The sequence below is a fragment of the Streptomyces mirabilis genome (assembly GCF_018310535.1).
Taxonomy (GTDB): Bacteria; Actinomycetota; Actinomycetes; order Streptomycetales; family Streptomycetaceae; genus Streptomyces.
The window spans coordinates 8,646,310-8,665,181 of record NZ_CP074102.1; the positions used below are offsets into that span (position 1 = coordinate 8,646,310).

Here is an 18,872-nt window from a genome sequence, read left to right on the forward strand (position 1 = left end):
ACTTTCCCTGCCTCGGTCTCCTTCGGGGGCTGTCCGCCGAACACTCGGCGGACAGCCCCCGAAGTGCGTGGCGGACACTGGTGCGAAGACGGGGCGCGTCGGGGAGGATGTGGGATCTTCGGCACCGGCCGGGGCGTGGGGCCTTGCAGGGGGTTGCGTGGAGGCGTTCGAGGCGCTGGAGGCGGGGGACCCGCGTCAGGTGGGGCGCTACCGGATCGTGGCGCGGCTCGGTGCGGGCGGGATGGGGCGCGTCTACCTGGGGCGTTCTCCGGGAGGGCGGGCGGTCGCGGTCAAAGTGGTGCGCCCGGAACTGGCGGACGACGGTGACTTCCGGCGCCGGTTCGCCCGGGAGGTCGCCGCGGCCCGACGGGCCCGCGCCTCACCAGCCCGCGGGCCCGCCCGGCAGCGGACCCGAGGCCTTCGCCCGCAGCGGACTCACAGTCCCCTGGAACGACGCCCAGGAGTCCCTGCTCGAACTCGCCGAAGCCTGCGACGTCCCCGTCCAGTGGTCCTGCCGCACCGGGGTCTGCCACACCTGCGAACTCGCCCTCATGTCCGGCACCGTCAACTACTCACCCGACCCCGTCGAACCCCCCGCCGAGGGCAACATCCTCATCTGCTGCTCCAAACCCGCAGGAGGGATTGTCCTGGACCTCTGAGACGACGGCCCCGCCGCGCCTGGGCCCTTGCCGAAATGGCCCAGCCGGGTGGCAGTGCGCCACGTGACGGCAACCACCTGCCACTTGCCTCCGAGTCCATCGGCGTCCTCATCTATGCCCAGACCTGGCACTGGACCGACCCGCACAAGTCCGTCCCGGAAGCCCTCCGAGTACTGCACCCCGGCGGCGCACTCGCCCTCTGGTGGAACGACTCGGACAGCACGGTCCTCTGGATAGGCGACCAAGACGCCCGCCTGCGCCACCTCTTCGGCACCGAGGACAGCGAACCCGACCCCATGGCCCATCCGCAAACTGCCGCCCGAACTCAGCTTCTGACAGGCACCTCGAGCCCACAGCGCGAGAGCCCCTCCGGCAGGTTCAGCGCGGGCGCTGCGAAGCGCGCCTGCCGGTCCAGCGGCCCTACCAGCGCATGCCGAGAGCATTGAGTTCCGCGCGGGCGTGTCAGTGACTCCGTGTAAGTCCTGGGGGTTCACTTGAGGGTAATGCGGTCCTGGAAGTAGATCGAGAATGCGTTCAGCGCGGCCTTCCAGTGCGGCGCGACGTGCGTCTTGCTCCTAGTCTTGGGCTCGATCAGCTCGCGAATCGCCAGGTAGAGGACCTTGACCGCGGCCTGCTCGGTGGAGAAGTGGCCGCGGTTGCGGGTGACTTTCCGCAGCCGCACGTTGATCGACTCGATCATGTTCATGCTGTAAATCACCTTCCTGATCTCCGGCGGGAACGCCAGATAGGGCACGAAGTCCTGCCATGCCTGGGACCAAGTACGAACCACGGCGGGGTACTTGCGCCCCAGGTCAGAGGTGGTGAACTCCTCCATCGCCTGCTCGGCGGCCTGTTCGGTCGGTGCCGTGTAGATCTTCCGCAGGGCCGGCACGAGCTTGGCGTGGTCGGCCTTCGACGCGTATCGAAGCGAGGCCCTGACCAGGTGAATTACGCAAGTTTGCACCGTGGCGCGGGGCCAGACGGCATTGATTGCGTCCGGAAGCCCAGGCAGGCCGTCGCAGCAGGCCACGAGCACGTCCTCGATCCCGCGGGCCTTGAGCTCGCCGAGGATCGTGAGCCACTGACGGGCGCCTTCGCCGTCCTTGCCGATCCACAGGCCCAGGACATGCTTGCAGCCGTCGAGGTCGACTCCGACGGCGAGATAGACCGGACGATTCGCCACCTTGCCGTCCCGCACCTTGATCCACAGGGCGTCGATGTAGACGACCGGCCAGACCGAGTCGAGCGGTCGCGACTGCCAGGCGGTGATCTCGTCGCTGACCGCGTCGGTCACCTTGGAGATGAGGTCCGGCGAGACGTCGGTGCCGTACATCTTCGCCAGATAGGACTGGATGTCTCGGACCGTCATGCCGCGGGCGTAGAGCACCAGGACCTGCTCGTCGAAACCCGACAGACGCCGGGCGTTCTTCGGGACGATCTGCGGCTCGAACTCGCCGTTGCGGTCCCTCGGCACCTCCACCTCGACCGGTCCGACGTCGGTCAGGACCCTCTTCGCGGCGGTGCCGTTGCGGCTGTTCCCGCTGCCGCGGCCAGCCGGATCGCCCTTCTCATAGCCGAGGTGTTCGCTCGTCTCGGCTTGCAGAGCCCGCTCGAGCAGGGCCTTCGGCAGCTGCTGCAGCAGCCCGCCCTCGCCGGCCAACGGGGCACCGGTGGCGTCGGCCCAGTCCATCAACTGCTCGAGCACAGCCTCGACCTGCTCCGGCGGCAGCTGCCCGTTGACGGCAGCCTGGGATATCTCAGTCTCAGACACGCGATCTTGCCTCTTCGACCCAGCGGGGCCACCCGGCCCCGCCAGAGTCATCAGATCACGGACTTACACGATCTTGCGGACATGCCCCCATCGACACCCGGCCAGCGGGTGGATCAGTAGCGGTAGCCCGGCAAGTGCGGGTCCTCCCAGCGATCGAGACCACTGAGTTCGGTCGGTGGCCAGGGAGCCCAACTCCGTATTCAGAACGTGAGATTGGGCTCTCTCGTTGCATGCGCGCAGCCGATCCCTGGGGATCGACTGCGCGGGGTCTACGGCCTCGCTGGGGGTCAGCCGATGCCGGTGACCTGGAGTGCGGTGGTCCAGTTGTTCTTGATGGCGCTGCGGGCGGCGGAGAGGGTGATGGTGCCGTTGCAGACGGCGTTCTTCAGTTTTGCCTCGGTGCCGTCTTTGGTGTAGGCGGTCTTCGTGCCGTAGTGCGGCTCGGGCCACAGGTTGCCGGGGTCGCGGGGCGCACCGCCGAGTTCCAGCGGCACGAGGTGGTCCTCTTCGTAGTCCGACATGTTGGTGTCGGAGTACCCGTAGTCGATGATGCCCTGTGCCTTGAGGGGGTTGGTGTAAGACGTGGGGGGCCGGACGGTGGCGGTCCAGCCGGACACGCAGATGGTGCTGCCTATGTTCGACTGGGTGACGTCGGGGTTGTACGAGCCGGGCGTGCAGGACGAGTCAGGCAGCGGAAGGTACGACTGGGAACAGGCGGAAGCGTGCGCGGTGCCGCTCACGCGTCGTTCCGCGAGACCCCCATAACGCACCGCGACCTCGGTGACTGGGGCGCCCGCGGCCACCTCCATGACCGCGTGATACCGCTGCTCGACCACGTCTCGAATGCCGGGCGGCTATGACCCGAACTTCGTCCATTGCCCTTCGGAGACCACCTCGACGGAGCCGTCGACGACCTTGATGGCCGTCTGTTCGTCGATGGCGTAGGCCGGGACGCCGATGTCCGCGGCCCACCGCTCTGCGTCAGCCAGGGTGTTCTGTGGGAAGGCGTCCAGGTGCGGGAAGATCGAGAAGTCGACGACTCCCAGGGTGCGGTCGTCCGGTGCGGACGGCCACTCGACGAAGTACGCTCCGATCCGGGGCGTCATCACCATGCTTCCGGCACTCACTCCCACCCAGAGCGTGTCGGGCAGCGAAGGCAGCAGATCGGCCAGCCCGGACTCCCGCATCCAGTGGCACAGATAGGTCGCGTCGCCGCCGTCGACCAGGAGCACGTCGGCCTCCCGGATCCAGGGGACGTATCGCTCGGCGCCGATGGTGGGCAGTGCGGTGAGCTCGAGGACACCGAGCGACGCCCAGCCCAGGCCGGACAGGTGCTGCCACGTGGGCTCGGCGGCTGCGAAGCCCCGCACCGATGTCGGACCGCACATCGGGTGACCCCACTGTGCTGTCGGGACGCAGAGGGCGTGGCACTCGGCGATCGGCTTGCCGAGAAGCTGCACGAGCGCCGAGTGGATGCTTGGGTTCGTGACGCCGCCTGACGTCAGCAAGAGCTTCAAGGTGTCTCCAAATTCGCGCGGAAGGTGGATGTACCTGAAGACCTGGGACCGTGCTGGAACTCATCGTAGTTCGGCAACCTCTTCAGAGGTCCCTCAGGTCGCCGGACTCAACTGCTCCACCTGACAAGACAGTCAGGGGTGCAGGTCGCCTGCCAGTGGGCGCGCTGGGCATCAGCCACGGGTTTGTCGTTCGGGTTCTTCTGATCGCCCATGTTCGCCTCGTCGGTGCAGTGGGGGGGAGGGGTGCCCGTACCGGCACCCCTCCCTCCGGGGAGTGTCAGTTCTTGCCGAGGAGCTTGTTCATCTCGGTGATCTCGGCGGTCTGCGCGGTGATGATGCCGTCGGACATGGACGTGGCGGGACCGTATTCGCCCTTGTCCTTCTCGGTGGTGGCCATCTCTATGGCGCCCTTGTGGTGCTCGATCATCATGGTCAGGAACATGGTGTCGAAGTCCGCACCGGACGCCTTCTCCAGCTTGGCCATGTCTTTGCTGTCCATCATTCCGGGCATGTCGGAGTGCGCTGAGTGGTCCATGCCGGGCATCGACTCCATCGAGCTGTCGGACGTCGGTACGTCCTTGCCCCAGGACTTGAGCCAGCCGCTCATGGTCTGGATCTCCGGGTCCTGGGCCTTCTCGATGCGCGCGGCGAGGTCCTTCACCTCGGCGGAGGAGGCTCGGTCGGCGGCGAGCTTCGCCATTTCCAGGGCCTGCTGGTGGTGCGGGATCATGCCCTGCGCGAAGGAGACGTCCTGGGCGCTGTGCGCTGCGGTGGTGGTGCCGGCGCTCGCGGACGAGGACGCGGAACTGTGGCCCTCGTGCCCGCTGCTGTCGCTGTCGCTGTCGCTGTCGCTGTCGCTGTCGCTGCCGCAGGCGGCGAGGACGAGGGCAGCGGTGACAGCCGTAGCCGCGAGAGCGGCGCGGCGGGTGAGGGTACGGGTGTTGCGCATGCGGGAACTCCTGCTGTGGGAAGAGGATCTGGACGTGCCGAGGGGCACCGCGTCGCCGAGCAGTGGGCGCGGTGGCGCGCGGTGTCTAGATCCGCAGGAGTTGGAGTTCCGCCAGGGACGGTGGGGCGCGGGCGCCGTCCGGGGCCGGAGCCGCGTACGAGCACACGGTGTCGGCACGTACCGGTACGGCTACCGGGTCGGGAACGAGGGCAGGCAATGTCGGCCCGTCGGTCACTGCACCTGACAGGCAGGTCGAGTCGGCGTGCTGGAGGTGGCCTCCGCCGCAGTGGCCGTCTCCGGAGCAGTCATGAGGGGCGCTGACCGCTGCCGTCATGTGCTGCCGCTCGGCGCGTTCGTGTTTGTGGAGGCCACCGCCGGGAGCCAGGGCGTGCATGCCGAGCAGCCCTGCCAACAGTCCGAGCACGAGCAGCGCCCGCCACCGCCCGACAGGCGGTCGCGGAGGGTGCTGCTGCGGGCTCGTCATTGGGCTCATCCCAGATAGGCGTGAGAGGTCGGTTCAGTGATGGTGTCCGTTGTACATACGGTCGCCGCCGTGTTCGTGTTCAGCGTGACAGGGGCTGAGCATCGGTACAGCCGTTGGCACTGAGATACGTGATGGACTAGGACCAGGGCCAGCTGCTCGCCCAGATCTCCGAGGGCCACGCCGACGCCCTCCCACAGATCCGCGATCGGTGTGCCGCAGGCGTCGGTCTGGCCGCCCCCACGGCCAGCACCCGCACGGACAAGCCGCTGCTGACGTTCAAGCAGATCGCCGCCGCGTTCGGCCACGTGCCGAGTGACCGCGCCGACGCTGGGGCGTGCGTACCGCTCCAGAAAGCGGACGGAGGCGTGGCGGGAGCGGGCCAGCAGCATTGGGGCGGAGGCAGCCAGGAGACCGTCAAGACGTTCGTGTCCTGCATTCTCAGCAAACTCGCGCTTCGCGACCGCGTTCAGGTTGGTCGTGTACGCCCCCCGCCGGGGGCTGGTGATCTGATGCGGGTCCGCACAGCGGCCGGCCGTGCGGCATCAAGGTGGTCGCGTGGACGCATGGGTGAAGCGGCCGGACGGCGCCGACTACGACGCTCCGCGCATGGCCAGCGCGGTTCGCGCCAGCCCGCGCAGCCAGGCGTGGGCGTGGTCGGTGTCGTAGCGCTGATGCCACGACAGGTATATCGGTGCCGACGGCAGTTCGAGCGGGAGGGGGAGCACGACCAGGCCGAGGTCGGCGACCGCTGACCGCGTGGTGGCTTCAGGGACGCTGATCAGGAGATCGGAGCCGCGCGCGAACTCCAGTGCGGCCGCTTCCGTGGGCGCGGTCGCCACCACGCGGCGGGTGAGGCCGAGCCGCGCGAGGGCGTCGTCGAGGGCATTGCTGAGGTTTCCACGTCGCGAGACGGTGACGTGCTCAGCGGCGGCGTACCGCTTTGCGGTGACGGTCCTGACGCGGGTGAGGGGGTGCCCCTGCCTCACGACGATGACGAGGCGGGTCTCGCCCACGTTCTCGGCACGGATGTCCGGTGCGCTCGGGCGGTTGGCGTTCGCCTCCAGGTCGACCTCGCCGCGCCGCAACTCGGGGGTGTCGATGCTCGATTCCGCGACGAAGCGCAATCGCACGCCCGGCGCCTGTCCGCGCACGGCCGCGAGCAGTGCGGGGCCGCTCAAGGCGACCAGGGAATCGTGCCAGCGGAGTGTGAAAGTGCGCTCCAACGTTGCCAGATCGAGTTCACGGCTCGGTGCCAGCACCCCCTGGACCTGGTGCAGCAGCTCGTGCACCTGTTCCCGGACGGCGATCGCATACGGCGTCGGGGTCATCGTGCGGCCGGTGCGCACCAGGATCTGATCCCCGGTCGTGCGCCGGATTCGGCCCAGACTCCGGCTCATCGCGGGGGCGGTGACGTGCAGGCGCGCGGCCGCCCCGGCCACACTTCCCTCCTCCAGCAGCGCGTCGAGCGCGGTGAGCAGGTTCAAATCCAATTGCATGTGAGTAATTCTAGCCGTGCTTGACATGCATTTGAAGTTAATTAAAGGGCTGTATACCTTCGGGACGAGAGCGCAAGACGGAACACACAGCTTGGCCCGACCCGCCTCATCACCCCTCCTCACACGGGAGTACCACCATGTCCGAAACGCTTCAGACCACTGACGTCGCCGCCTCCGACGCCGGCCTGCTCGGCCAGACCGCGATCGCCGTGCGCGCGGCCGGTTCGGCGCTGCGCGAGCGCTTCGGCGAGGTGGTCCGCTACCAGACCCGCGAAGAGCTGATGCGCGCGCTCGCCGCCAACGACGACACGGCCCTCGATATCCTGCGCCCCCGCCTCACGCGCCTGCGCCCGGACGCCGGCTGGGTGGAGGACGAACTGGACGGCGGGGCGCTGCCGCCCGGCGAATGGTGGGTCGTGGATCCGGCCGAAGGCAACGTCAACCACCTGCATGCCCTGCCGGAGTGGGCGGTGACCGCCACCCTCGTGCGTGAGAACCAGCCGGTGCTCACCGCGGTCCACCTGCCGTTGACCGGCGAGACCTACACCGCGCTCACCGGCGCGGGCGCCCACCTCGACGGCCGGCCGCTGCACGTCTCCCAGACCGCGGACCTCGGCCTGAGCATCGTGGCCACCAGCCAGGCCCGGCCGGACGAGGACGAGAAGGTCGTGCGGCGCGTCGGCTCCTCGATCACCGCGATGCTTATCGACGCGCTCGTCGTCCGCACCGCCGTGCCCGCGACCCTGCACCTGCTGAACGTGGCCGCCGGCCGGATCGACGCCTTCTGGCAGTTCGCCGGCGCCCGCGCGGACCTGCTGCCCGGGGCGCTGCTCGTCACCGAGGCCGGCGGACAGATCTCCGACGCCGAGGGCCGCCCCTGGACCCCGCAGAGCGAGAGCTTCCTGGCCGCCGCGCCCGGCGTCCACGCCGAGGCCGTCGCCACGCTCTCACGCTGAGCGCGCACCACAACCTGCACGCACGGAAGGACCAGATCATCATGACCACGATCGCAGTTCTCGGAAACGGCCGCGTCGGCGGCAACCTGGCCACAGCCCTCACCCGGGCAGGGCATGAGGTGACCGTGGCGGACCGCGCGCCGGGCGCCGCCGCCGACGCTGCCCGGACAGCCCAGATCGTCATCAACGCCACCCCGGGCGCCGGCTCGCTGGACCGGCTCGTCGCCCTGCGCGAGGAACTGCGCGACAAGATCCTCGTCGACGTCTCCAACGCCACCGTCGACGGACCGGACGGACTGCCCGCCGACCTGATCTACCCCGGCTCAAGCCTCGCCGAGCAACTCCAGGAAGCGCTCCCCGAAACGCGCGTCGTCAAGACACTCAACACCATGCTCTTCCCGGTGATGACCGCGCCAGCCACGCTCACCCAGGCGCCCGACGCCTTCCTCTCCGGCGAGGACCCGCAGGCCAAGCAGACCGTCCGTGAGCTGCTCATCAACCTCGGCTGGCGCAAGGAGTGGATCACTGATCTCGGCGGGATCCAGACCGCCCGCGCCACGGAGGCCGCGATACTGTTCGTACCGCACGTGATTCGGTCCAGCGGATTCGCGCCCTTCGCGATCTCGATCGCCCGCTGATCCGCACACAGTGCACCGCCCCCCGGCGGGCCCACATCCGGAACGGATACGACAGCGCAGCCAGGGCCCGCGATTCAGCGCCGGACGGCGACCCGTGGCCACCCTTCCCGGGGCCGTCGGCCTTGCACCGAGGAATCGGCCCATGTCACGGCGGACGCGCTTGCGGAGCTGGTCGCGAATCTGCCCGCGGCGGCCGCCGGCACCGGCCTCACACTCACCGATCCAAGTGTGCGTGCGTGTGCATGGCGCTGGCGCCGGACGGCATCACGCTGCCGCTGAAGTAGTGACCTGACATCGATGGTCAGGCTGCCTGGCCGTAGCCGTCCGCGCCGGGGCCGTCGCCGCGCAGCGGGCTGAAGTCGACGTCCAGGTGCGGGTCGTATGCCTCGGGCTCAGGGCCGAGTTCATGGGTGGAGTACTCGCCGAAGCGGCGGATGTGCTCGGTCAGGTACGGCGAGATGTAGGCCAGGTCCTCGGGGTCGATGACGTGGCCCTCCTCCTGGAGCTGGCGCACGATCTCCGCGATGTCCAGGGCGTTGTGGAAGATGACCACGTTCGTGAGCAGAGCGTTGAATTTCGCAGCCTTCTCCTGCTCGACGGGGTCGTTGTCGGTGATGACGCCGCCTTGGCCGAAGCCGATCCACTGGGAGAAGCCGTTGAACGCCTCGACCTTGTTCGTCGCGGCGGTCACCCGCCGGCGCAGTGGGGCGTCCGAGAGGTAGCGCAGCATTCTATGGAATCTGTTTTGTCAACTCAGCACTCGTCGAACGCGACCCAAGCGCCGTCGAGGAAGGGGGCTTGGATGCCTTTCTGCTGCTCGGCCCATCGGAAGGCGGCCTCGGCCCTGCCCATCACCGAGGCCGCGTAGGTGCTGTCAAGGAGGTCAGTCTCGTTCGTTAGATCTGTCCTGCCCTGCGCTTCGAGGGCTTGGTGAAGCGACTTCCTGGCCTTCTCGTCTCCGTGGAGGAGGTAGTTGCGCCACGCGTCAAGCTCGCTGAAGAACTTCCGGTGTTCACCTGGAAGGCCGAACTTGTCATCGCGTCCGAACTCACGGGCGGCGTTGCGAAGCCCGCCCCATCGGTCGATCCATGTGCCGCTCGGCGTGACGCCGGCCGTCGAAGGGGGATTGCCGTCGAGCTTGGGAGGCCGGCCGCAGGGTGAGGTCGGCTCGGATGATGCCGACCGTTGGTGCAGAGAAGGCTGCAAGGACACCGCGCAGCTCTACCCGGCCTGGCGTCCTGGTACCGACATGTTGTTGGAATTTCCAAGCGTGAACCCGGAACTGCCAGAAGGTGACAGCGACGCACGAGGAGATCGCCGCCGAACGAGCTTCGAGGACGAGCTTCGAGGACATGGCACGGGCCGCGCTGGTGCCCGCCCTGCGCCGAGCGCGGCGAACGGGAACGAGCCGAGCAGCTGCGGGCCGACCAGGAAGCGCGAGAACACGCCACGGAGGCACGGCACCAAGAGGTCGCCTCCTTGACCGAGTGCGCCCGGACCGTCCTGACCGACCCGGACGCCGTCGTCCCCGACACCCAGACGACCGGCCGGGACCGGGGTCCCTCATCGTCGAGCTCGCCGTCCAGAAGGTGTCCGGCGACGTCCTGGCGGACACGCTCCTCAACCCCGGCGAACCGATCCCCGCCGACGCAACCGTTCTCATGTATCAGGCGCCGTGTCGGGATGACGCCGCCGAGGCCGGCAGGCGTCTGGTCATCAAGCGGACGCCAGTTCCGGGCAGCGGTCGAGCACGATCTTGCCGTGCGGTTTCTACGAAATGGCGTGGGCGTTTGTCATACCGGTGGTCTAAGGTCACGCTGTTCGTCACCGCTGGGGGCGTGGCCGCGAGACCGGCTTGCCAGCTGCGGGGCTCCGGCAGCAGATCCGGAGGAGACGGACAGAAGCCGCCGGCCGGCGGTCAGCGTGGTGCGGCCCGGGGCTGGAGTCCCACCTGGTCCGTTCCGTGAGGCTGCGTAAAGCCCTTCAAGCGTAAGGACGTTGATGAGACGTAATTCCCTCACCGGTTTAGCCGCAGTGTTCGTTTCGGCTGCGGGTCTGGCCGCATCGCTGCTGGGCGCCGCCCCAGCCGGTGCTGTTGCTGTTTCCGGCCAGCCGGTGATCACTCTTGACACGCCGACACCGGCGGCCTTGCCGGCTGCTCCTGCCACGGAAGGTGTGTACTTCGACTTCCACACCAAGACCAAGAACCTGACGGCACACGATGTCACTCTGACCGTGGACGCCCGGGGACTGTCGAAGATCGCCAAGGTGGCGTTCTCGAGCAACTGCACAGCCCATGGCCTGGTCGCCACATGCTCGGAGTCGTTCGAGTCCGGCTCCAACCCGAACATCGGCCTCGGATCAATGACCCAGTTGACCCTGACCGTGCTCAGGGGCAGCCGACTGGGCGCCACGGGAACGTACAAGATCACCGGCCGGTCCGCGCATGCGCAGATCACAGGCGGTACGGGATCAGTCACCGTGGGAGGGCCGTCCTTCGGCCTCGACCACCTCGCCGACCACACCAACCTGAAGGTCGGCAGCAACGTCGCCGAACCGGTCCGTTTCACCAACGTGGGCAACCGTCCGGCCCGAGGCGTGCAGACCGTCCTGGCCGCCTCACCCGGCCTGGACTTCGCCGACCACTACTCCAACTGCAAGTACGGGTTCAACGGCGCGATCCACTTCGCGGAGTGCTACCCCAAGGGCGCCATCAACATCGGCGAGACGGCCGCCCTCGCCGCCCCGATCCGTCTGCACGTGGGCTCCACCGCCCTCAACACCTCCCTCGACGCGCTCACCGCGCCTCTCGGTCAGCCGGGCTGGCCGGACGGACAGGGCATCAAGTGGACATGGGGCAAAGGGTCCGCACCCGCGCTCAAGCTGAAGGTGATCAAGGCGGGCCGGCGGTCCTCGGTCCCGGCGGGATCCGTCTCCCTGCCGCAGACGGGCAGCGTCACCGACTACTGGATCGCCACCCTGAGGGCCCGCAACACGGCCGACTTCGCCGTCTCCGGCGCGAGTGCCCAAGCCGATGCGGGCCAGAACGCGACCCTCGCCTTCCACCTGAGCGCCAACGGTCCCGCGACCCTGTACGACCGCAGCGGCGGTGAAGGAGTGCCCACCGCCTGGGTGACGCTCCCGCCCGGCACCACAGCCGTCGGCCATTCGGCCAACTGCGCCCCGTGGCAGGAGAACAACCCGACAGCCGAGGCGAAGGGACCGTACGTCTGCAGCCTGCCGGGCATCATCGTGCCCAAGGGGCAGGTCACCAACTTCTCCTTGACCGTCCGGGTCGACGACGTGGTCACGCATGCCAAGGGCGGCGTCCAGCTGGTCTGGGGCCCGGACCCGGCCGACTCCCACCGGCCCGCTTTCGATCCGGACAGCCGCAACGACTCCGCCGTCCTCACCATGAACTGAGCCACGGCCCACGGGCGGTGCCGGGCTGCTTCACCCCGTCATGGCCGAACGACCCCTGTGCGCGCTGGGGAACCTGCCCGACTGTCCCCAGAGCCGCCGCATAGGTCACCTGGGCCTGTCGAACCGAACACCGGGTCGGGGGCAGCAACAACTCGGTCGGCGCCCGGAGTCCATCGCCCCGGTCCGTGACGTCAAGACGCCCCCCAGAACCACCTGTTCTGGGGGCGTGCTTGGTTGCTCTGTTTCTTGGCGAGGCGGAGCTGGTTGACGCACCGCAGGTCCTGCCGGTACTTCACCGAAGCTTGCCGGTACCAGAACCGGCATTGCGACGTGTCGCCCGTCAATCGACCTCTCGTCTCAGGTCGCAGATGCGGCAGATCTCCCGCGGGCGCTGACAGGAACAGTTGCCGCACAGCGTGCAGGGGACGCAGGCGTGGCTGCGTTGGCTGGGGACGATCGGGATCTCGTGGACTGTGATCGTCTCTCCCTGCCCGTAGTGATCTCCGCCCCCGGCGCCGCTCTCCTCGCGGAGGCAGCCACCCTGCTGGCCGCCGAACCCTTCTCCGACGACCTGCTGATCATCGACACCGCCCTCGCCGCCCGGAACCGGCCGCGCCTCGTACGCGAGGCCGTCGCGGATCTGCCCGAGCACCGCCGCGACTTCGACTGGGCCGCCTGCTCTTCTTGACGATCACGGTGCCGATCAGGTCGGGCACCTGGGCGGCGATCATGATCCAGGCATCCCGCTCCATCTCGAGGTACCGCTCCTCGACGCCGAGACCGCGCAGCCGGTTGAGGTAGTCCGCGACGCTCTGCGGGAGCGCCAGGTGCTCTCCGGCGGCGAGCCGGGCGAGTCGGCTGCGGGTGCCCGGCAGCCGCCGGATCTCGGCACGCAGATCCCTGTCGATCTCCTGAACGCCGCCGGCGAAGTCCTCCGGTCCGGCGTCGAGGAGTTCCTGCACGACGGTGGCGAACACGGTGAGGCCGTTCCCCGACTCCGCCCTGGCGGGCGGGGGTGGGTGGCGGGTGTCCATCGGGTCGCCCGGCGGCCGCTCAGCTTTCGGCGGTGCCGTCATCTTGGGCGGCTTCGTCGACAAGCCGGCGGAGGATGCGTTCGTGGATGGCGGCAAGGGTGTCGAGCTCGTCAGGGGCGAGCAGATCGATGAAGTACCGGCGCACATTGTCCACGTGCTGGGGTGCCGCTTCCTCGATCGCCCGGCGTCCGGCAGGCAGCAGGCGGACGAGGGTGCTACGGGCGTCGGCCGGGTTGGCCTCGCGGGCGACCAGTCCGCGCTGCTGCATGCCCCGAACCTGATGGGAGAGACGGCTCTTCTCCCAGAGAAGCAGGTCGCACAGCTCTCGCGCGGGCAAGCACTCCTCGGGATGCTCCGACAGTACGGCCAGGACCTCGTAGTCGGCCTCACTCAGTGCGGAGTCCTGGAGGAGGCGCCGCTGCAGGCGGACACGAAGCTGGTGGTGCGCGTGCATGAAGGTCCGCCAGGCGCGGTCCTCGCGGGCGTCGAGCCACTTCGGCTCCGTTGGCATGCGCCCACTCTAGCTGGAGGTTGAGTACTCAATCAAATGGAGTTATTGTTGAGTCCTCAACCGCTTTGGCGGAGAGGGCCGCGCCCCGCCGACGGCTTGGTCGGCGGCCCGGCCCCGGTACTGGTCGGCTGCACCGCAGTACGTCCCCTGACACGCAGGCACCATCGCCGCGGTCATCGCCCGGAGGGCGGCCGATCGTGCGAGCCCACAGCAGTGAAGGAGCACACCGATGAAGTTCGGGATGATCGGTGCGGGAACGCTGTCCCGCGCCATCGCCGGTCACGTCGTGAAGGCCGGACATGACGTGATTTTCAGCAACAGCCGCGGCCCCGAGACGCTGGGTGACGTCGTGGCCGCCTTTGGTCCTCGCGCCTCGGCCGGCAGTGTGGCCGAGGCCGGTGCCGCGGACATCGTCGTCCTCGCGGTCCCCTGGTCGAAGGTCCGCGAGGCGGTGCGCCACCTGCCGGCCAGGGAGGGGCGGATCGTCATCGACGCAACGAACCAGTGGATCAAGCTCACCCCCTCGCTTGTCGCAGAGCACCTCGACATCGGTGGAAGTGAACTGGTCGCCTCGCTGATCCCCGGGGCACATGTCATCAAGGCCTTCGACAACATGTACGGCCGCTACGTCGCAGCGGACCCCGTCACCGCAGCCGGCCGCCGGATCCTCTTCTACGCCGGCGACGACCAGGACGCCAAGAGCGTCTTCCGCTCCGTCGTCGAGGGCTTCGGATTCGCTCCCGTCGACCTCGGCCCGCTGGTGATGGGGCGCCTCATGCAAGTAGACGGAGGGCCGCTGACCGGTCTGCACGCCATCCGAGAGGGATGACCACCCCGTACCACCGACATTACGGCCCTCAGCCCTCCGCCCCCGGCGGGACCACACCCCACGCAACAGGAGTTCGCTCAGCGGCCGTTCGTCGCCGGCAGAACCAACCGAACGCCGCGCTCAGCGCCGTGGTGTCGACGGTCAGCCAATTCCCCACCCGGAACGTCACGTAATGGGCCAGGGGGACGGTGACCGTGCGTCGGGATCCCAGGGTGCCAGAGGTTCCCGGGCCGCCCGATAGCCAGACCTTCGTTCAGGCTGTCCAGGGTGGCCGAGAGGCCAGCGCGTAGCGCCGCCGAAGGCGCCCTTGACCGACCGGACCAGCCGCACACTCAGCCGTCGGGCGGCCCGTCACGGCCCCAGCCCAGGTGGGGAATTACGTGACGCTGATCATGGAGATCCTGGGGAATTGCATGACCGCTGACACGTGGACACTCCGAGCCGGTCGGCAGGTGATCGGACTGTGCCTCGGACCCTCGATCTCCACGGCCACCACACGACCGTGACCGGCACCGGTATCACCGCGTTCGCACTGGTCTCCCTCCGGACGGAGGCGCGGCATGGATGACACATCGTCGCCACGAAGCCGCCTTCTCGGTATCCGCAGGCTGCCCGGTACGACTGGCCTCTTTCCCAGGGCAACCCACACACATCTCGCAAAGGAGCAAGGCGTTGACAACGGAGTCACAGCAGTCCGCCGCGCATTCCTCAAGCGGACGCCGGCCGCCGCCGCAGTGCCCGCCGCAGCCACTTTGATCGGCGGCACACTGCCGGGCACCGCCGCCGCGGCGGAGGCTTCCGACCTGCCCGAGTTCGCGCCGGTGCCGAGGAGCGCGCTGGGACCCGCGCTCAACGCCGACGGCTATTTCGTCGGCCGTATCAAGGGCAACCTGTACTGGGTCACCGACTCCTACTACCAGTCCATGTTCCTGAGCACACGCGACGGGGTCGTACTCGTCGACGCACCGCCGAGCATCGGCCGCAACCTGCTGCGCGCCATCGACGACGTCACCAGGGCCAACGGCCGACCCAGCAAGGTGACTCACCAGGTCTACTCCCACTCCCACGCCGATCACATCGCGGCCTCCGCCATCCTGGGCAAGGATGTCGTCCGCATCGGCCACACCGAGACCCGTCGCCTGCTGCTCATCGACGCGGACCCCAACCGGCCGGCGCCGACGGTGACCTTCGACGATCGCTACACCTTGCGAGTCGGTGGCGAGCGCCTCGAACTCGCCTATCACGGTCCTAACCACACGCAGGACAACATCTTCATCCACGCGCCCGACCAGGAAACACTGATGGTTGTGGACGTGTTCTATCCCGGCTGGGTGCCGTTCACCGGCTTGGCCGTCTCCCAGGACATCCGCGGCTGGGTGACCGCGCACGACGAGGCGATGCGCTACCCGTGGAAGACCCTGGTAGGCGGCCACGTAGGCCGCCTCGGCGTCCGCTCCGACGCCGACCTGCAGCAGCAGTACGTCGCCGACCTCGACGCGAGCACCCGGGCCACCTACGGTTCCCTGGACCCCACCCCGTTCTTCGACAGGTACGGGCCCTCGGGGAATGCCTGGGCGATCTTCAAGACCTACCTCGACGCCATTGCCCAGCAGGCGGCCCTTCCCGTCACCGCCAAGTACACCGGAATGCTGGCCGGGGCCGACGTCTACACGACCGACAACGCCTTCGCCATGCTCGAATCGCTACGTGCCGACTACGGCGTGCTCGGGCCCTCCGGTATCCATCCCTAGCCTCGCCCTGACGCCGGCGCTTGGCCGAGCAGAGGGAGAACGCCGTCGGCCTCCAGAAGGCCCAGATCCCCACGCAGTTCGGGCGCCGACAGGGATGGGCCGTGACGTCACGACGGTGGGCCCACGTGCGGGCCCTGGAGAGCTGGGGGTCGAGGAAGCCGGGTGCCTGCATGGTGGGGTTCCCTTCGGTAGAGGTGGTCAGGCCGCCTGGCCGAAACCGGCCACGGACGGGTCCTGCTCGCGCAGCGGGGTGAAGTCGACGTCGAGTTTCGGGTCGTACGCGTGACAGGCCCCGCACCTCCCCACGCATGGCCGAGTGGGAACGACGGCCCGATCCGCCCCCGGGCGGTCACGTTCCGGCGCGCTGCCCTCTCCCAGGGCACCGACATCCGTATTGTCGCAAGTGCCCGGCTCGCTGACAGGACAGCAGGGCACGCGGTCCCGCGCTCCGTTCGCACGCCGCGCGGGACCGCCCACGCCGTCTGCATCCCATGGGCCGATGACGAGATCACCGACGCGGCGGCATGCCCGCCTCGGCGCACTCGACCTGGCAGGAGTGACAATGCTGCAGGCCCCCTTCGACACCGCGCGCGCCCACGGCGCTGAGGTGCGCCTCACGCCCGTGGTGGTCCCGGCGTACTGGGGCGGCCCGGTCAACGACGGCCTCGGTCCCACTGCCGGGCTGACGGTGGACGTGAGCTGATGGCGAGGGCGGCGGGGTAGATCACCTGGTGCCCGTAGCGGGTACGGGCGCGGTCGGCGACGGCTTCGATCGCGAGGGGTTTGTCGTCGCTCGCGTCGAGGGTGAGTTGCCGGGTGGCCCGTTCGGCGGGCTGAAGGGCGTCGGCGCGCAGCGTCATGCTGCGGACCCGGGCGCGCTGGAGACCGAGGGAGTCGTACAGCGTGTACGCGGCGCGGGCCAGGAGGACGGTGTGCTGGGTGGCTTCGGGCAGGGTCCGGCTGCGGCGGGTGGCCGTCAGGTCGGCGTAGCGGATCGTGCAGGTCACGCCGGTGGCGATCTGGTCGGTGGCGCGTAGGCGGGCACCGAGGTCGTCGGCGAGGGCGAGCAGGATGCGCCGGTGGGCGGCCGGGTCGAGTTCGTCCCGGGGGAAGAGGTGTTCCGTGCTGAGGCTTGCCGGGGCCGGGGTGGGGTCGACGGCCGTGGTGTCGTGGCCGCGGGCGTGCTCGTAGAGGGCGCGGCCGGCGCGGGCACCGAGGAGGCGCTGCAGTGTGTGCTGAGGGACGTCTGCGACGTCGCCGACGGTGTGCAGTCCGTACTCGCCCAGCAGCGCGGCGGTCTTCCCGCCTACACCGGGCAGCTCCCGCACAGGCCGGGGCCGAAGGAAGGCCGAGATCGCCTCGGGGGAGTCGTCGATGACGGTGCGCCGCCCGAGCGGCGTGAGGGCGCAGGCCATGGCGGCGAGCATCGGCGTGCCGGCCACCGCCGCCGCGCTGCGCACCCCGAAATAGGCGAGCACGCGGAGCTGGACGAGTTCGGTGATGCCGCGGGCATCGCGGCGCCTTCTCCGGGGCGCCCTTAAGTGTGCGGTAGGGATTCACGCAGCTCAGAGGCGGTCAAGATCACGATAGCGCGTGCAACACCTGTGGTGCACGAACACGCCCTTGCAAGCTCAATTTCCAGGTCGCACAGAACCTGCCACAGGCCGGTTCGTTGATCACTCGACCCAGAAGCGACAGACGGGCAAGGTTGAGTCGAGTGCCGTTGTGGGTAATGAGCACCCCGTCCTTCCCGATGCCGTAGCCGAATCCCACGTTGCCGCTGACGACGGTGGCATCCCGGTGCTCCAGCGCGTTGCGCACATCGGTCATCGACCTCCGGGTGCTGCTCTGCCCCGTCCCCGAACCCCGGCGGACGCCGACCGGTCGGCTACGGAGACGCGATGAGGCGACGTCATCGCCCTGCTCCCAGAGCTGCCTGGCTGACCTGAGGCCAGCCAGTGTGCAAGGGGGCGTGGCCAACGTTCACCTGGCGGCCGCGTCCGGGCCAGGGGCTCTCGGCGGGCGCTCGCTCTGTGGCAGACCGTCGATAGCCAGGTCGTAGGAGTGCTCGACCGCATCGTTGATCAGCCGCTTCGTGATGCCCCGCCCGGGCCCCAGCGAGATCCAGTGCCTCTTGTCGAGATAGCGGCCCGGGGTGATCGAGGCGTAGCCGCGCTCCAGTGCCCGCGCGTGCTCGGGCTCGCACTTGACCGTGATGATCTGTTCCTCCGGGTCGTCTGTGACGATCAGGAACACCTTGTCCGCGACCTTGTACACGTCGAGTCTGGGTGTGAAGGGGCGGCCGTGACTGACGTCGAGGAGGGCGAGGGCCGCCTTGCGGGCGGTGTCCTGGAGGCGGTCACCGGCGGTGCTCACCGGGCCGCCCGCGTGCTGGTGCCGTAGGTGCACGGGTTGACGGGCTGTTCGGCCGTGGGCAGGTGGGAGACGACGAGCAGGTAGGAGTCGGTGACGAGTTCCCTGACGAGCTTCTTGTCGACACCTGTCCCGCCCTCCAGCGTGATCCAGTGTTTCTTGTTCATGTGGTAGCCGGGGGTGATGTGGCTGTTGCGTTCCCGGAGAGCGTGGGCCTCGCCGGGGTCTGCCTTGAGGATCACGACGGGGCGCCCGGGGACCTCGGTCATCAGCATGAACACCTTGCCGCGTACCTTGAAGACTTCCCAGTCCGGGCCGAAGGGATACTCCAGCTGGGCTCCGGGAAGTTCCTCCGCGCACTCGGCGGCGAACGTCTGCAGGGTCGATCCGTTCATGAGTGTTTCCTTCCTCGGGTGGAGGAGGGATAGGCCCGAGACGTCCTGGTCAGGCCGCCGGGCGGCGAAAATGGGACGCGGGCCTG

General features: G+C 68.7%; 21 protein-coding genes and 2 pseudogenes. 9 read left to right on the forward strand and 14 right to left on the reverse strand.

Features of this window, described 5'->3' with window-relative positions; genetic code table 11:
* Nucleotides 1–157: 157 nt before the first annotated feature.
* The 3 genes and pseudogenes from SMIR_RS43895 to SMIR_RS43905 all read left to right on the forward strand — a co-directional run.
* Nucleotides 158–382 (forward strand): annotated as a pseudogene (locus tag SMIR_RS43895) (serine/threonine-protein kinase); the annotation flags it as partial.
* Complete coding sequence (locus tag SMIR_RS43900) at nt 324–659, forward strand: 2Fe-2S iron-sulfur cluster-binding protein (protein ID WP_249938556.1); 336 nt, start codon at nt 324–326, stop codon at nt 657–659. The pseudogene SMIR_RS43895 and the gene SMIR_RS43900, both read left to right, overlap by 59 nt.
* Nucleotides 660–724: 65 nt before the next feature.
* Nucleotides 725–992, forward strand: a pseudogene (locus SMIR_RS43905) (methyltransferase domain-containing protein); the annotation flags it as partial.
* Between the two features lie 157 nt (nt 993–1,149).
* On the opposite strand, the gene SMIR_RS38400 reads toward SMIR_RS43905, so the two are convergent.
* The 6 genes from SMIR_RS38400 to SMIR_RS38425 form a co-directional block, all read right to left on the reverse strand.
* Nucleotides 1,150–2,349, reverse strand: a complete 1,200-nt coding sequence (locus SMIR_RS38400; RefSeq protein ID WP_248003611.1) for an IS256 family transposase — start codon at nt 2,347–2,349, stop codon at nt 1,150–1,152.
* A 368-nt stretch (nt 2,350–2,717) separates the two neighbouring features.
* Nucleotides 2,718–3,266, reverse strand: coding sequence for a hypothetical protein (locus tag SMIR_RS38405; protein ID WP_422664491.1), 549 nt, complete (start codon nt 3,264–3,266; stop codon nt 2,718–2,720).
* A gap of 18 nt (nt 3,267–3,284) precedes the next feature.
* The gene (locus SMIR_RS38410; protein ID WP_212728077.1) at nt 3,285–3,947 is read right to left on the reverse strand and encodes a Type 1 glutamine amidotransferase-like domain-containing protein; all 663 of its coding nucleotides are present in this window, start codon (nt 3,945–3,947) and stop codon (nt 3,285–3,287) included.
* 277 nt (nt 3,948–4,224) lie between these two features.
* Entirely contained in the window at nt 4,225–4,896 is a 672-nt protein-coding gene (locus SMIR_RS38415; RefSeq protein ID WP_212728078.1) for a DUF305 domain-containing protein, read from the reverse strand.
* Between the two features lie 85 nt (nt 4,897–4,981).
* Nucleotides 4,982–5,380 carry a DUF6153 family protein gene (locus SMIR_RS38420; protein ID WP_168488807.1) on the reverse strand — a complete coding sequence of 133 codons (399 nt, stop codon included), beginning with the start codon at nt 5,378–5,380 and terminating at the stop codon, nt 4,982–4,984.
* Nucleotides 5,381–5,970: 590 nt separating this feature from the next.
* A complete protein-coding gene (locus tag SMIR_RS38425; RefSeq protein ID WP_168488805.1) occupies nt 5,971–6,876 on the reverse strand; it encodes a LysR family transcriptional regulator in 906 nt (301 codons plus the stop codon).
* A 137-nt stretch (nt 6,877–7,013) separates the two neighbouring features.
* Between SMIR_RS38425 and SMIR_RS38430 the strand changes: the two genes are divergently transcribed.
* A complete protein-coding gene (locus tag SMIR_RS38430; protein WP_168488803.1) occupies nt 7,014–7,832 on the forward strand; it encodes a 3'(2'),5'-bisphosphate nucleotidase CysQ in 819 nt (272 codons plus the stop codon).
* A gap of 41 nt (nt 7,833–7,873) precedes the next feature.
* Nucleotides 7,874–8,470, forward strand: a complete 597-nt coding sequence (locus tag SMIR_RS38435; protein ID WP_168488801.1) for an NADPH-dependent F420 reductase — start codon at nt 7,874–7,876, stop codon at nt 8,468–8,470.
* 301 nt (nt 8,471–8,771) lie between these two features.
* Here the strand turns inward: SMIR_RS38435 and SMIR_RS38440 are convergent, their stop codons facing one another.
* Nucleotides 8,772–9,200 carry a Tn3 family transposase gene (locus SMIR_RS38440; RefSeq protein ID WP_168488799.1) on the reverse strand — a complete coding sequence of 143 codons (429 nt, stop codon included), beginning with the start codon at nt 9,198–9,200 and terminating at the stop codon, nt 8,772–8,774.
* Between the two features lie 23 nt (nt 9,201–9,223).
* The gene (locus SMIR_RS38445; protein ID WP_212728079.1) at nt 9,224–9,682 is read right to left on the reverse strand and encodes a hypothetical protein; all 459 of its coding nucleotides are present in this window, start codon (nt 9,680–9,682) and stop codon (nt 9,224–9,226) included.
* 936 nt (nt 9,683–10,618) lie between these two features.
* On the opposite strand from SMIR_RS38445, the gene SMIR_RS38450 reads away from it, so the two are divergent.
* Entirely contained in the window at nt 10,619–11,893 is a 1,275-nt protein-coding gene (locus tag SMIR_RS38450; RefSeq protein ID WP_212728080.1) for a hypothetical protein, read from the forward strand.
* Nucleotides 11,894–12,471: 578 nt separating this feature from the next.
* Here SMIR_RS38450 and SMIR_RS43910 read toward each other — a convergent pair.
* Nucleotides 12,472–12,969 (reverse strand): hypothetical protein, encoded by a 498-nt coding sequence (locus SMIR_RS43910; protein ID WP_249938557.1) that lies wholly within the window; start codon nt 12,967–12,969, stop codon nt 12,472–12,474.
* On the reverse strand, nt 12,947–13,438 hold the full coding sequence (locus tag SMIR_RS38460) for a MarR family winged helix-turn-helix transcriptional regulator (protein WP_168488793.1): 492 nt from the start codon (nt 13,436–13,438) through the stop codon (nt 12,947–12,949). The genes SMIR_RS43910 and SMIR_RS38460 overlap by 23 nt, the downstream gene beginning before the upstream one ends.
* 229 nt (nt 13,439–13,667) lie before the next feature.
* Here SMIR_RS38460 and SMIR_RS38465 point away from each other — a divergent pair, with 229 nt between their 5' ends.
* The 3 genes from SMIR_RS38465 (at nt 13,668) to SMIR_RS38475 (ending at nt 16,721) form a co-directional block, all read left to right on the forward strand.
* Entirely contained in the window at nt 13,668–14,267 is a 600-nt protein-coding gene (locus SMIR_RS38465) for an NADPH-dependent F420 reductase (protein ID WP_212728081.1), read from the forward strand.
* 734 nt (nt 14,268–15,001) lie between these two features.
* Nucleotides 15,002–16,018, forward strand: a complete 1,017-nt coding sequence (locus tag SMIR_RS38470) for an MBL fold metallo-hydrolase (protein WP_248002774.1) — start codon at nt 15,002–15,004, stop codon at nt 16,016–16,018.
* Between the two features lie 499 nt (nt 16,019–16,517).
* Nucleotides 16,518–16,721, forward strand: a complete 204-nt coding sequence (locus SMIR_RS38475; RefSeq protein ID WP_212728083.1) for a hypothetical protein — start codon at nt 16,518–16,520, stop codon at nt 16,719–16,721.
* Here SMIR_RS38475 and SMIR_RS38480 read toward each other — a convergent pair.
* From SMIR_RS38480 to SMIR_RS38495, 4 genes are all read right to left on the reverse strand, one after another.
* Nucleotides 16,672–17,496, reverse strand: coding sequence for a DNA polymerase Y family protein (locus SMIR_RS38480; protein ID WP_248002773.1), 825 nt, complete (start codon nt 17,494–17,496; stop codon nt 16,672–16,674). The two genes, SMIR_RS38475 and SMIR_RS38480, sit on opposite strands and share 50 nt — an antisense overlap.
* 103 nt (nt 17,497–17,599) lie before the next feature.
* Nucleotides 17,600–17,848, reverse strand: coding sequence for a hypothetical protein (locus SMIR_RS38485; protein WP_168488785.1), 249 nt, complete (start codon nt 17,846–17,848; stop codon nt 17,600–17,602).
* Nucleotides 17,849–18,001: 153 nt separating this feature from the next.
* Entirely contained in the window at nt 18,002–18,394 is a 393-nt protein-coding gene (locus SMIR_RS38490) for an MmcQ/YjbR family DNA-binding protein (protein ID WP_168488783.1), read from the reverse strand.
* Complete coding sequence (locus tag SMIR_RS38495; RefSeq protein ID WP_168488781.1) at nt 18,391–18,786, reverse strand: MmcQ/YjbR family DNA-binding protein; 396 nt, start codon at nt 18,784–18,786, stop codon at nt 18,391–18,393. The genes SMIR_RS38490 and SMIR_RS38495 overlap by 4 nt, the downstream gene beginning before the upstream one ends.
* Nucleotides 18,787–18,872 lie beyond the last annotated feature (86 nt).